This window comes from Billgrantia lactosivorans (assembly GCF_003254665.1).
GTDB classification, from domain to species: Bacteria; Pseudomonadota; Gammaproteobacteria; order Pseudomonadales; family Halomonadaceae; genus Halomonas; species Halomonas lactosivorans.
This window is the reverse complement of record NZ_QHGY01000001.1, coordinates 101,784-115,108: the sequence shown is the minus strand read 5'-3', so window position 1 is coordinate 115,108 and position 13,325 is coordinate 101,784. Positions and strand designations below refer to the sequence as shown.

Annotated in this window: 9 protein-coding genes; 2 read left to right on the top strand and 7 right to left on the bottom strand. The window is 67.7% G+C overall.

Translation table 11 applies throughout. From position 1 onward, the window contains the following. Positions 1–65: 65 nt before the first annotated feature. Genes DIS04_RS00375 through DIS04_RS00365 form a run of 3 tightly spaced genes read right to left on the bottom strand, consistent with a single transcriptional unit; the run spans position 66 to position 3,003 of the window. Positions 66–1,220 (bottom strand): four-carbon acid sugar kinase family protein, encoded by a 1,155-nt coding sequence (locus tag DIS04_RS00375; RefSeq protein WP_245904443.1) that lies wholly within the window; start codon positions 1,218–1,220, stop codon positions 66–68. Next, positions 1,217–2,242 (bottom strand): 4-hydroxythreonine-4-phosphate dehydrogenase PdxA, encoded by a 1,026-nt coding sequence (pdxA, locus tag DIS04_RS00370; protein ID WP_111411744.1) that lies wholly within the window; start codon positions 2,240–2,242, stop codon positions 1,217–1,219. Before pdxA ends, DIS04_RS00375 begins: the two co-directional genes overlap by 4 nt. Beyond that, complete coding sequence (locus DIS04_RS00365; RefSeq protein WP_111411743.1) at positions 2,239–3,003, bottom strand: SDR family NAD(P)-dependent oxidoreductase; 765 nt, start codon at positions 3,001–3,003, stop codon at positions 2,239–2,241. Before DIS04_RS00365 ends, pdxA begins: the two co-directional genes overlap by 4 nt. Positions 3,004–3,210: 207 nt before the next feature. Between DIS04_RS00365 and DIS04_RS00360 the strand changes: the two genes are divergently transcribed. Beyond that, positions 3,211–4,512, top strand: coding sequence for an L-fuconate dehydratase (locus tag DIS04_RS00360; RefSeq protein WP_111411742.1), 1,302 nt, complete (start codon positions 3,211–3,213; stop codon positions 4,510–4,512). Between the two features lies 1 nt (position 4,513). Then, positions 4,514–5,938: an FAD-binding oxidoreductase gene (locus tag DIS04_RS00355; RefSeq protein ID WP_111411741.1), complete on the top strand. Its 1,425-nt coding sequence runs from the start codon at positions 4,514–4,516 to the stop codon at positions 5,936–5,938. Positions 5,939–6,389: 451 nt separating this feature from the next. Here DIS04_RS00355 and DIS04_RS00350 read toward each other — a convergent pair whose 3' ends face one another. Genes DIS04_RS00350 through DIS04_RS00335 form a run of 4 tightly spaced genes read right to left on the bottom strand, consistent with a single transcriptional unit; the run spans position 6,390 to position 13,164 of the window. Next, complete coding sequence (locus tag DIS04_RS00350; protein ID WP_111411740.1) at positions 6,390–7,145, bottom strand: efflux RND transporter periplasmic adaptor subunit; 756 nt, start codon at positions 7,143–7,145, stop codon at positions 6,390–6,392. 21 nt (positions 7,146–7,166) lie between these two features. After that, complete coding sequence (locus DIS04_RS00345; RefSeq protein WP_111411739.1) at positions 7,167–9,107, bottom strand: preprotein translocase subunit SecA; 1,941 nt, start codon at positions 9,105–9,107, stop codon at positions 7,167–7,169. Positions 9,108–9,147: 40 nt separating this feature from the next. Further along, positions 9,148–11,307, bottom strand: coding sequence for a biotin/lipoyl-binding protein (locus DIS04_RS00340; RefSeq protein WP_111411738.1), 2,160 nt, complete (start codon positions 11,305–11,307; stop codon positions 9,148–9,150). A 3-nt stretch (positions 11,308–11,310) separates the two neighbouring features. After that, a complete protein-coding gene (locus DIS04_RS00335) occupies positions 11,311–13,164 on the bottom strand; it encodes a GAF domain-containing protein (RefSeq protein WP_162622992.1) in 1,854 nt (617 codons plus the stop codon). Between the last annotated feature and the right edge of the window lie 161 nt (positions 13,165–13,325).

The following is a 13,325-nucleotide window of genomic DNA, read 5'->3' as shown; positions in this document are numbered from 1 at the left end:
ACGTGTCATACCATCATAAGGAAACCTAGTCCGTCGCCTGGCTCGCTGCAAATGGAACCCTCAACCTACGACGAATGTCTAGTCCACGCGACCAGTCGCACCAGCAGGTCCTCCTCGCCGAAGCCGCCGGCCTTGGTCATCACCGGGCGCTCGGCGTCACCGTCGACGTACCCCAGCGGCACGCCGCGGCACCACTCGCCGCCAAGCGCGATGAACTCGGCACCGAGACGCGCCAGCACGGCCAGGGCGATATCGCCGCCGGAGAGGAACAGCAGCACCCCACGCCCATCGCCAGCCGCGGCGACGACCGCGTCGGCCATGGCCGTCGCCACCGCCTCGGCCCCCGGGCTTGCCGTGTCGGGCACGCCTGGCACGACCACGGTCACGGCGGATCCGGCGGCGTCCTCCCCCGCCGCGCAGGCGCGGCGCCAGGCCACCTCGGGCAACGCCTGGCGCAGCCGCGCGAGCTGGCGCGCGGCACGCGGCGCGCGCGAGCCGACCGCCAGCAGCAGGCGCGACGCCTCGGGCTTGGACAGCGGCCGGGGCGGCCCCGCCAGGCCCTGGGCCAGGGCGCAAGAGAGGCCCGCGGCGCACACCGGCAGCCAGGCGTCCGGCGCCTCGAGCAGCCGGCTGGCGATACGGCCCAGCGCCGCGTCGTCCGCGGCGTCGACCACGCAATCCGCCTCGGGCAGCGAGCGTCCGGGGGCGGGCACGTGGCGCACCAGCGGCACGCCACCCGCCGCGAAGGCGCGATCCAGCGGGCCGGCCAGCGGCGGCGACAGGGCATCGCGGGCATAGGCGCTGCGCGCAAGCGGTTCGCCATCGACCCACACTTCGCCCCCTTGCACGCTGCGCCCCTGGCTCGGCACCGCCGGGCACACCAGCAGGCGCTGGCCGGCGAGGCGCCGCAGGGCCACGGCTTCGGCCACCACCTGGCCGCGCAGGGTCGAGTCGACCTTCTTCAGCAACAGCCGCGGGTGGCAGCCGCGCAGCCGTTCGGCGGCCTCCTCCGCGCGCCGGGCCGCGGCCGCCGCCGCGAGGTGCCGCGAGCCGGTGTTCACCGCCACCACCTGGGGCGACCTCGGCCCCGCCGCCAGGGCGGCATCCAGCCCGGCAAGCGTCAGCGCCACGCGCGTCGTCATGCCGCGCTCGGCGAAGGGGGCCGCGGCGTCGAGCGCCCCGGTCAGGTCGTCGGCGACGATGGCCACGTCCAGCGTCACGCCGGCGCTCGCCGCGACGCCAGGCGCCGGGCGTAGGCAATGGCCGCGCCCATGTTGGTGGCATCGGCGCGCCCCTGCCAGGCGATGTCGAAGGCGGTGCCGTGATCGACCGACGTGCGCCGGATCGGCAACCCCAGGCTCACGTTGACCGTGGTGTCGAAGGCGATCAGCTTCACCGGGATGTGGCCCTGGTCGTGGTACTGCGCCACCACCAGGTCGAACTCGCCGCGGGAGGCGCGGTAGAAGACGGTATCGGCCGGGATCGGGCCGCTGACCTCGAAGCCCTCGTCGCACAGTGCCCGCACCGCCGGGGCGATGATGCGGTCGTCCTCGTCGCCGAAGATGCCGCCCTCGCCGCAGTGGGGGTTGAGCCCCGCCACCGCGATGCGCGGCCGCGCCATGCCGAGCTCGACCAGGTGCGCGTGGCCCGCCTTCACCGTGGCGGCGATGCGCTCCGGGGTGACCCTTGCGATCGCCTCGCGCAGCGAGACATGGGTGGAAACGTGCAGCGTCGAGAGCCGCTCGGAGGCCAGCAGCATGAAGGAGGAAGGTGCCCGGGTGAGCGCCGCCAGCATGCCGGTGTGGCCGTCGTAGTGGTGGCCGGCGGCATGCAGCGCCGCTTTGTTCAGCGGCGCCGTGACGATCACCCGCGCGCGCCCGGCCTGCACCAATGCCACCGCACGCTCGACGCAGCGAAAGGCCAGGTCGCCGCCGCCGGCGCTGATGCGGCCGTCGGGGATCGGCTCATCCGCGCTCGCCGCCACCTCGGCGATGGCCACCCGATCGTCGTCGGGCCGGGCCTCGTCCAGCGCCACGAAATCGAGCGGCGCCTCGACCAGGCCCGCGGCGCGGCGGTAGATGGCGGGGTCGCCGACCAGCAGCACCGAGCGCCGCTCCCCGGCCGACATGGCGGCCACGGCGCGACAGATGATCTCCGGACCGATGCCGGCGGGGTCGCCCATGGTGATGGCGAGGTCGAAGGCGCGGCGGCTGCTCCCGGCGGACGATGAAGTCTGGTTCATGGCATCAACTGGCCTCCATTGACCTCGATGATCTGGCCGTTCACGTAGCCGCTCATGCTGTCGCTGCCCAAGAAGACGTAGGCGCCCACGCACTCTTCGGCGACCCCCGTGCGCCCCATGGGAATGGAGGCGGCCGCCGCGGCCAGCTGCTCCTCGGTGGAGTGACGCGCGTGAAAGTCAGTGGTGATCACCCCCGGCGCCACGGCATTGACCCGAATCCCGTCGTCCATCAGCTCCTTGGCCATGTTGCGGGTCAGGGTGCTGACGAAGCCTTTCGCCGCGGCGTAGAGCCCCGCGCCCGGCCCACCGCCGTTACGCGCCGCGATCGACGAGGTATGGATGATGTTGCCGCCGCCGGCGCGCCGGAAGTGCGGCAGCGCCGCCTGGGAGACCATCACCACCGAGCGGGCGTTGAGATCCATCACGCGGTCGTAGTGGGCGTCGTCGATCTCGCCCAGCGCAATGCGCCCCAGCATGTCGCCGGCATTGTTGATCAGCAGGTCCAGCCCGCCGAGGCGTTCGACGGCCTCGTCGACCACCCGCCGGGCTTCCTCGGAGCGGCTGACATCGCCCTTGATCGTCGCGGCCTCGCCGCCGGCGGCGCGGATGTCGGCCGCCACCGCCTCGGCCTTGTCGGCGCTGGCGTGGTAATGCACGGCGACCCGCGCCCCCAGGGCGCCCATCTGCCGCGCCACGGCGGCCCCGATCCCCCGGCTGGCCCCGGTGATCAGGACACGCTTGCCTTTCCACTCATCGAGCATCGCTGGAAACCCCCTCGGTTGGTTGATCGGTTGCATGCCGATACCACGGCCTGTCGACCCGGCCTGGCACCTTGCGCTAGAGTGACACTGGTGTGGCATACCTGTCATACAATACAACACAGATAGCATGTCAGACGCGCCCCGGCCAGGCATACGTCGGCTTGACCGGATACTTCCGCGACAGGCACCCCCTCGCCAGGAGGCAGCATGACCACCATTTCCCGGGTCGAAGTACAAGACATCCGCTTTCCCACCTCGCGCAACCTCGACGGTTCGGACGCCATGAACGCCGCGCCGGACTACTCCGCCGCCTACGTGATCCTGCGGGTCGACGACGGCGGCACCGAGGGGCATGGCCTCACCTTCACCATCGGCCGCGGCAACGAGATCGTCGTTGCCGCGGTCAACGCCCTGGCCCACCTGGTCGAGGGTCGCACGCTCGCCTCGATCACCGCCGACATGGGCGCCTTCTGGCGCGAGATGACCGGCGACAGCCAGTTGCGCTGGATCGGCCCCGACAAGGGCGCGATCCACCTGGCCACGGCGGCCCTGGTCAACGCCGTGTGGGACCTGTGGGCCAAGCGCGAAGGCAAGCCCGTGTGGAAGCTGCTGGTCGACATGACCCCCGAAGAGTTGGTGCGCTGCCTGGACTTCCGCTTCGTCACCGATGCCCTCACCCCCGAGGAAGCCGTCGCGCTGCTGCGCCGGCGCCAGGCCGGCAAGGCCGAGCGCGAAGCCGAGATGCGCCGCGACGGCTTCCCCGCCTACACCACCTCGGCCGGCTGGCTCGGCTACTCCGACGACAAGGTGCGCCGCCTCGCGCGGGAGGCGCTGGCCGAAGGCTGGACCCACTTCAAGCAGAAGATCGGCGGCGACCTCGACGAGGACATCCGCCGTGCCGCCCTGCTGCGCGAGGAGATCGGCTGGGACAACGTGCTGATGATGGACGCCAACCAGGTCTGGGAGGTCGACGAGACGATCGCCAAGATGCGCCGCCTGGCCGAGTTCGACCCGCTGTGGATCGAGGAGCCCACCAGCCCCGACGACATCCTCGGCCATGCCGAGATACGCCACCGCGTCGCCCCCATCGGCGTGGCCAGCGGCGAGCACTGCCACAACAAGGTGATGTTCAAGCAGTTCTTCCAGGCCGAGGCGCTCGACTACTGTCAGCTCGATGCCGCCCGCCTGGGCGGGCTCAACGAGGTGATCCTGGTGGCACTGATGGCCGCCAAGTTCGGCGTGCCGGTCTGCCCGCATGCCGGCGGCGTCGGGCTGTGCGAATACGTTCAGCACGTCTCGCTGTTCGACTACATCGCCGTCTCCGGCAGCCTGGAGGGGCGCGTGCTGGAGTACGTCGACCACCTGCACGAGCATTTCGTCGACCCGGTCGTGATCGAACGCGGACGCTACCGCGTGCCCGAGGCCCCGGGCTACAGCATCACCATGCACGCCGAATCGCTGGCCCGCCACCGCTTCCCGGACGGCGCCGCCTGGCAGGAGGAGCGCTGACATGCAAGGTGACGCCTTTCTCGCCGCCCTCGTCGAGCGCCTGGGCGAGCGCGGGCTGCTGCGCGAGCCCACGGAGATGGCGCGCTACGTGGCCGACTGGGCCGGCGACCGGCTCGGCATGCCGCTGGCCGTGGCCCGGCCGGCCTCCACCGAGGAGGTCGTGGCGACCGTGCGGCTGTGCCGCGAATACGGCGTGCCCATGGTGCCCCAGGGCGGCCACAGCGGCCTGGTGGCGGGTGCCCTGCCCGCCGCCGAGGGCCACGAACTGGTGATCAGCCTGGAGCGCATGGACCGGATTCGCGCCATCGACCCGATCAACTTCACCCTGACGGTGGATGCCGGCTGCATTCTCGAGAACGTCAAGCAGGCCGCGGCCGAGCACGAGTGCGAGTTCCCGCTCGCCCTCGGCGCCCAGGGCAGCTGCCAGATCGGCGGCAACATCGCCACCAACGCCGGCGGGCTCAACGTGCTGCGCCACGGCATGATGCGCCAACTGGTGCTGGGGCTCGAGGTCGTGCTGCCGGACGGCCGCGTGTGGGACGGCATGACCGCCCTGCACAAGGACAACCGCGGCTATGCCCTCAAGCAGCTGTTCCTCGGCAGCGAGGGCACCCTCGGCATCGTCACCGGCGCCGTGCTCAAGCTCACGCCCCGCGCCACCCAGGCCCGCACCGCCCTGCTCGGCCTGCCCTCGCTGGAGGCGGTGGTCGCCTTGTACGGCTTCGCCCGGCGCGACTGCAGCGACCTGCTCAGCGCCTTCGAGCTGATCCCGCGCCGCTGCATCGAACTCGCCATGGAGGCGACACCCGAACTGCGCGACCCCATGGACCGCAGCTACCCCTGGTACGTGCTGCTGGAGGTCAGCGCCAGCGGGCCGCTGGACCTCGGCGCCATGCTCGAGCACCTGCTGGAACAGGGCATGGAGCGCGAGCTGGTCCTCGACGGCGCGCTGGCGAGCAGCGAAGCCCAGTCGCGCCAGCTGTGGCAGTTCCGCGAGAGCATGCTGGAAGGCCAGCGCCGCCGCGGCGAGCACCTGCGCACCGACATCTCGGTGCCCATCTCGGCGATCCCCGGCTTCTTCCACGAGGCCAGCCGCCGGGTGATGGAAGCCTCGCCCGACTGCGAGATCATCGCCTACGGCCACGTCGGCGACGGCAACCTGCACTTCAACATCCTGCCACCGCCGGCCATGCCGGAGGCCGATAAGCGCCGCCACCTGCACGACCTGGAAGCACACCTGTTCGAGGTGCTCGACGGTGTCGGCGGCAGCATCAGCGCCGAGCACGGCATCGGCCGCACCAAGCAGCCGGCCTACCTGGCCCGGCTATCGCCGGTGGAACGCGAGCTGGCCGAAGGCATCAAGGCGCTGTTCGACCCCGACGGGCTGATGAACCCCGGGCGCATCCTGCCGCCACGGCAGCGGTAGGCAAAGGGAGGGTGAAGACGAAAGCCGGAAGATTGAAAATGGTTGAGTAAAAAGAAGAGAGTGCAGGAGGCGAGAGAAACAGGAGAAGAGGTAAAGCTCGGACCCTCCCTGGTCCTCGGCAGTGTGGCGTATCAGCCGATGTAGGCCGCGATGGCGTCGCGAGCTGCCAGTTGAGCCTGGGCCTGAGAGACCCAGTGATCCAGCACTTCGTGCAGGTGGCACACAGCAGTCGATGGTGTAGGCATGAGGTTTCTCCTTTGTGACATCGAGAAACATCATGCACCAGCTTTATCGACATTTCACCGGGTTGACGAAACTTTGCCTGCTCCTCTCAACAATACGCCGCTGTATGTCATGATTCCGGCTCCTGCACCAAGCAAGCGCATGGAAAAGGCTTCCATAGCCGTTTTGGTGCGCGTAATCACCACGAAACCATTCAATCGGCTAACGCTCAATCAGGAAGCGCAAGCCTGCAGTTGATGCCTGCCGGGATCTCTCCCGCCGGATTTTCCAGCGTCATTCCGACGGCAAAAGTACCGCTCGAGGCATCGATCACTCGGTCGACCCGCTGCACCTCGGCGCTGACCGAACGCTTGGAGGGGGCGAGCAGCTCGACGGTAAGGCGATCACCCACGCTGATGGCACCGTAGACGGTCAAGGGCATGACCGCTTCCACGCGCAGTGGGTCGAGCTGAACCAGTTCAAGCACCGGGGTGGCGTCAATATACTCCCCCTCCTCCGCCAGTCGCTGGGTGACCAGACCAGCGAACGGGGCACGATGCGTCATCTGCTCCAACCGGGAATTGGCCAGGTTTACCTGCATGCGTGCCAGACGCAGTTCGGTATCGATCTCGTCGCGTTCGCTCTCGCTGAGCATGCCACGTTCGATCATGCGTTGATTGCGCTGTACACGGCGTTCGGCGTAGTCGGATCGCGCCCGCTCCAACGCGACACTGGCAAGCTCGACGTCCCGCTTCAAGGTGAACAGCGTGTCTCCAGCCTCGACCTGATCGCCGGGTTCGACCTGGATGCCGTCGATCACTCCTGGCACCTGGCTCGAGAGCGTCGCCTGCCTACCCGGCTCGACCAGGCAGCTCAGCTCACCGAACCCGTTTTCGACGACATCCTGAGCCATCGTCACATTTCCCCACAGGCCGGTGGCCAGAGCCAGCGGTACCATTACGCCACGATGCAAGACCTGACTCATACGGCTCCTCATTCTCAGCCATCACTCCGATTTCCCACTGAAACCCAACTGCCCATCCTCTCGCCAGTCGGCGTCCAGCAGCCTCGCGCGTTCCCGCGCATGACGCGCCTCGCGCTGCCGCTGCGCCCGCCTCAGGCGTACCGGTAGCAGGCCCAGATGACGCTGCCAACCTTCCAGTTCATCGAGCAGTTCATCCTCTTCGCAGACCACGAACTCCACGCTTCCCGGGTCGCCCTGGCGCGCGCAGCGCCCAGCGATCTGACGATCCACCCGCGACGCATCATGATGACCGGCGATGATGACGTGCAGGCCGCCCGCCACCTTGACCTCGGCGTCTAGCGATACGTCTGTCCCACGCCCCGCCATGCTGGTGGCCACGGTCACGGCCCCCTTGCGTCCGGCGCGGGCCACGGTCTCGGCTTCCTCGGCATCCTGGCGTGCATTGAGCATGGCATGCTCGATACCCGCCTCTGCCAGCCGCTGCGAGAGTGCCTCTGAATCCTCCAGGTTGACTGTGGCGATCAGCACCGCCCGCCCCTGGCCACCTAGCTCGCGCACTCGCGCGACGATCCACTCCCATTTGTCCTGCTTCCTCGCGGCGCTCACGGTTGGCCAGTACAGCCGCTTACTGGGCCGATGCGGCGGAATCGCCACCACGCGCAGACGGTAGGTACGCCAGAATTCTCCGCGCACCTCCCTCGCCGTGCCGGTCATGCCCGAAAGATGATGATATCGACGAAAGAAACGCTGGTAGGTGAGGCGCGCGAGCGTCACGTTGGGATGACTCGGCTCGCAGTCCTCAAGACGCTCGATCATCTGCTGCAGCCCTTTCTCCCAGCTGCGATCCGCCATTACACGCCCGGTATGCTCGTCGATGATCTGCACCTTGCCGTCACGCACCAGGTAGTGATGGTCGCGCTGGAAGCGGTGGCGCGCCACCAGCGCCTGCTGGATCAGCCACTCCCGCCGCGAGCGCCCCACCCAGCCACTCCCGCTCAATGCCTGAGCCTTCTCGGTCAGTCGCTGCCGACCGCACTCGGTCAGGTGAATCTGCCCTTTCTCGCGCACGAAGTCCGCGTTCTCCTCGAACTCGCCGGCCAGTGCCAGCGCTTCGTCCAGCAGCGCGATATCCAGTGCCTCGTTGCCCGCCGGCGCGGAGAGAATGAGCGGCGTGCGCGCCTCATCGAGCATGACACTGTCGGCCTCGTCGACGATGGCGAAGTGCAGGCCACGCAGCAACAAGCGTTCGTCGTGCAGCTCACCGAGCAGGCGCGCGGCATGAGCCTGCAGGGGGTGACGATGGCGACCCAGCAGTTGGGTATCGCGCAGGTAGTCGAAGACCAGTTCCTTGTTGGTGCAATAGACCACATCGGCGGCATAGGCGGCACGGCGCTCATGGGGCGGCATTTCATGGACGATGGACGCCACGCTCAGGCCGAGCGCGCGATAGACCGGTGCCATCAGCTCAGCGTCGCGAGCCGCCAGGTAATCGTTGACCGTGATGACATGCACGGGAATGCCGGCCAGGGCAGCAGCCGCCGCCGGCAGCGTTGCCGTCAAGGTCTTGCCTTCACCGGTATGCATCTCGGCGATACGCCCACCCAGCATCGCCAGGCCACCCAGCAGCTGTACATCGTGATGCGCCATGCCCAGCTCACGCCGTGATACCTCCCGCACCAGAGCGAAGGCATGACGTGCCAGGCGTGACGTCACGCCATGACGAGACAGTCGCAGGCGCAACGCATCGCGTTCCTCGTCGAGCGCCTGCGGGCTCAGGGCAGCCAAGCGCGTGGCATGCCGGTGAATACCCGGCAGCTGCGCTCGCAGCCCAAGCCGACGTAGTGTCGCCGGCCGGTGCAGCTTGGAGCGCAGCCAGTGCCAAGGCCGCTCGAGACTGCCCGGCGGCAGCAGGGCACGTTCGGGGCGCGACAGGACATCGGCGGGCAATTTCATCAGCACCATGCCGCACGCCTCCTCGCTCGAATACTCGCCACTCGCTCCGTCATCGTTCGAACAGTCTCAGGAAGGAGCGGCGCAGGTCGCGCCAAAGTCGATAGCCGATGGGCTCCGGTGCATGCGCGATGCGCACGTGGACGCGCCCCCCCAGGTGCAACATCTGGCCGCTCTGCAACAGACCATCAGCAGCGAAATCTGCCAGGTAATGGCGACGAAACGCCTGTGGCGAGCCATCGTCGGCCCTGGCCGTAGGGTCGATTGCCACGTGCCCTCCACCCTCGACGCTGAGCACCGGGCTGGGAATCGAGTGATCGGAGCTGGGCGAGACCCACAGCAGGCTACCGGCCGCGTCCCGCTCATGGCCGGGCAAGCGCAAGCGCACCTGACGGGTGTCGTCGCGTACCCGTTCGACCTGATGAGCTGGCAACAGAGTACGAATGCGCAGATCCTCGGGTCGCACCACCACGCCTACGGCAGCGCCGCGTTGCAGGTAGCTGCCCAGTGGCGGTGTGCCATCCGGCATCAGCAGCAGGCCGGAATGCGGGCTGATCAATATCGTGGCATCTGCCCGTTCCTTCGCGTCGTCGAGCTGTCGCATGACCGGCACCAGCGTCTCACGCAGGATGGAAGCCGCCTGAGTGTCGCGTACGCTTGCAACCAGTTCCTGCTCGATCTCGCGCCGACGCGCCTCTAACATCTGCACCTCGGCGCCCAGTTCCGGGGCAGAAATCTGCATCAGTGGGTCTCCTGCCTCCACCAGCTGGCCGTCTTCCACCCACAGCTCGGCGAGTTCGCCACTGACGCCAACGCGCACCTGCGCCGGTTCGCGGATGTCGATGACCCCGTGCACCTGGGTCGCGTATGGCATCGGCACCATGAACAACAGCAGCGCAACCGCTGCCAGGCCGGCAACCAACCAGCCCCACGCACGCCACCGCGAACCTTGTAGAGAGTCATCCACCGTCATCGCCTTCAGCAGCTTGAAGAGGGGTAACAGCAGCGTCATGGTCACCGACCATAGGGCCAGGAGAACGCCTACGAACAGGTACTTGGTGGCCACGAACACGGCAATGGTCACCATGATCAGCAGGCGATAGCCGAACGACGCCAGCGCATAGCCGGTCAGCCAGCAAGCCTCGCGTCTGGAGCGTGCCTGGCTGGTCACGTCGCGTCGCCCCAGCAGATAGCGCTTGATTGCATAGGCAAGCTGCTGGTTGGCCCGATTGAACAGGTTGGGGATCTCGAGGTAATCCGCCAGCACGTAGTAGGCATCGAAGCGCAGCAGCGGGTTGCCGTTGAACAACAGCGTCGAGACCCCGGCTATGAGCATGACGTTGAACGCCATGGCACGCATCAGGCCCGGCTCGGCCACGGCCCACACCAGCATGGCCAGCGAGGCCAGGAACAGCTCTACCAGGATACCGGCCGCCCCTACCAGCATGCGCTGACCCTTGTCGGGGCATGCCGCCGCGGCACTGGCATCGACATAAGGTACCGGGAAGAACACCAGCAGCATCACGCCGATCTCGTGCACCTCGCCACCGGCATCCTTGGTGGCCCAGGCATGCCCAAGCTCGTGGAGCGCCTTGATCAGCGGATAAACCAGCGCCAGCATCACGAGATTGCCGATGCCGAACACCCGGTCGGCCAGGTTGTCGGTCAGCGGCTGCCAGTGCACGCCGGCCACCACCAGCGCCAGCAGCAAGGTAGCCAGCCAGAGCGCCCCCCCCAGCCGACTGAACAAGGGCCGCACCAACGGGTAGCTCGCCGCAATGAAGCGCTCCGGATCGAGCAGCGGCACACGAATGCCCAGCGGTGAGCGGATCAGCTGCAGCCACTTGCCACGCTTCTGACGGGCCTGGCGTCGGGAGAGCTCGTCTACGTCGATATCGCCATACCCCGAAAGCACATTGGCCCCATGCAGGCGCCCGATCAGCGAGATCAGTTCCTGCTGGGTCGGCATGGCATCGCCCAGCGAGGCGCTGACCTGTTCCCAGATGTCGCGCAGCGTGCGTTTGCCGTCCAGGCGGCCGATGATCTGGTAGGCCTCCGGCGTGAAGCGGTGTACCTGCCCGGTCAGGGTGTCGTGCAGCACATACCACGGTTCGCCTCGGTACTCGTGGCGGTGCAGGCTGGCATGCCGGCGCAGCCGCAGGCGCAAGCCTGCCACTCGATGCCAATGCTGGCTGAAAAGCGGTCCCGCCATGATTCAACCCCACCAGCGCCAGAGCGTGAGGCGTAGCCAATCCATGAGTTCACGTGTCCAAATGGTGATCAGCCTACCCTCACCGGCTTCGATCCTGCCCACGCCCTGCAGGCCCGGGCGCAGCGCACGCCTTATTTCGCTGTCGCCCCCCCCGGCATCACGCTCGAGACTGGCCTCGACGACGAAGCGGCTGCTGCCATCGCTGCTACGGCTCTGCGGAGTGATCCGCTCGACAACGAACGGCAATCGCCGGTCTGTCATCGCGGCCAGCACCAGTTCTCCGCGCTGACCAAGCTGAACGTCGTCGATGCGCCCTTCCGGTACCTCCAGGTCGAGGCGAAAGTCGTCCAGTGGCGAAACCCGAAACAGCTCCTCGCCCTGTTCCACGGAGCCGCCAAGGCGCTGGGTCAGATCCCCGCTAACCACTACGCCGGCGAAAGGTGCCAGCAGCGTGGCACGCTCCAGCCGGGAATCGACCAGTGCCAGCCTGGCCCGGGCCTGATCGCGCTGGGCTGCCAGCACATTGAGGCCGGCGCGATCGCCGCCCGCACGCATTTCCTGCTCCTGGCGTTCGAACTTGGCCAACTCGCTCTGCCACTGCAGCCGCTCGAGCAACAGGTCGCGAGTCTCCATGCTGGCCAGGGGCTGCCCCGCCTCGACCCGGTCGCCGGGGCGCACCAACGCATCCTCGATATAGCCGCGAAACGGTGCCGTCATCACCCTCTGCTCGCGGCTCTCGAGCACTGCATCGGCAGAGATGCGATCGACCCCGGTGGCGAAAGTGGCGAAGCCCAACACCCCCACCAGCATCAGCCCGCCGAGCTTGTACCCCAAGTGACCGGGACCCAGCAGGCGGCCCAACTGCTCGCCGCCGGCCACGGCCACCTTGAACGGCAGCGGTCGGTCGTTACGCCGTTTCTCCTCCAGCGCACGGGCACACAGTGCCAGCAGGCTCTCCAGTGCGGCGACTTCCTGCTCGGTAAATGGCGCTTCGCGCTCCAGGGAGACGGCCCCCAACGGTTGCGCTCCATCCAGCAGCGGCACACTGACCACCGCCGGCAACCCTGTCAGCTCGCCCAGTGCAGCCTGAGCACGCGCAACCCGGTGGTTCAAGCCTGCCGCGCAGGGAGCCGGCCAAAGGGCGCTGCCGCGCTGATCCAAGGCCTCATCCATGGCAGTTTCCGTGGCGCGGATACGGTTCATCTTTCGATTGAACTGGGCACTGTGAGAGATCTGTTCGACCCGGGTACGCGCCCCGCGCCGCCACCCCAGGCTGACCCGCTCCGCCTCGAAGTGGCTGGCCAGACGTGAAACGAGCTGCATGGCAGCAGCGGTGAAACGGGCTTCGGCAAGCACTGCAGCCAGCAGGGCGAGGTGCCGGGAGAGGCTTTCCTGGCGCTGATTCACGCTGCGGTATCGATGCTGCAGGGCATCGCGCTCTAGAGCCGCAACACCGTCTTCAAGCCGACGCATCAACGGCAACAACATTGTATGGATTGCGGTGCGTGCCTTCGCCTGGCGCTCACCCCGCTGCAGCGGTTCTGGCAGGCTGGCACGTAGGGCGGAGGTTCCGAGGTCGATTCCTTGCAACGTTTCAGGCACCGAAATGCATAGGGCAACGGCTCCGATCAGAACTTGCCCAGTGCCATCCCTGGCCGAAGAGGAAGTGTCCACCAGATCCCTTACCGGATAGGCAATGGCCAAACTCGCCTCGTCAAGTTGGCTGACCATGCCGCGCCCTGCCTCACGCACCTCCTCGGCAAGCGATAGCAACGCCGCACCATCGGCTTGGCTGGGCCATAGCGCAACGGGCTGCCACTGGTCATTCTGGCGCCACAGCACGATGCCTTGCGTCACGCTTGCCCCCTCCGGGCGCGGCGCCTGCTCGCAGTGCCGGGCAAGCCAGGCTTGAACGCTCTTTACCTGTCGCTGCCTGGCCTGTATGGCCGATGTTTCACCGGCCCCCGTTTCAACACTGCTTAGTTGCATCGCTCCTCACTGCGCACCTTCCCGCCAGG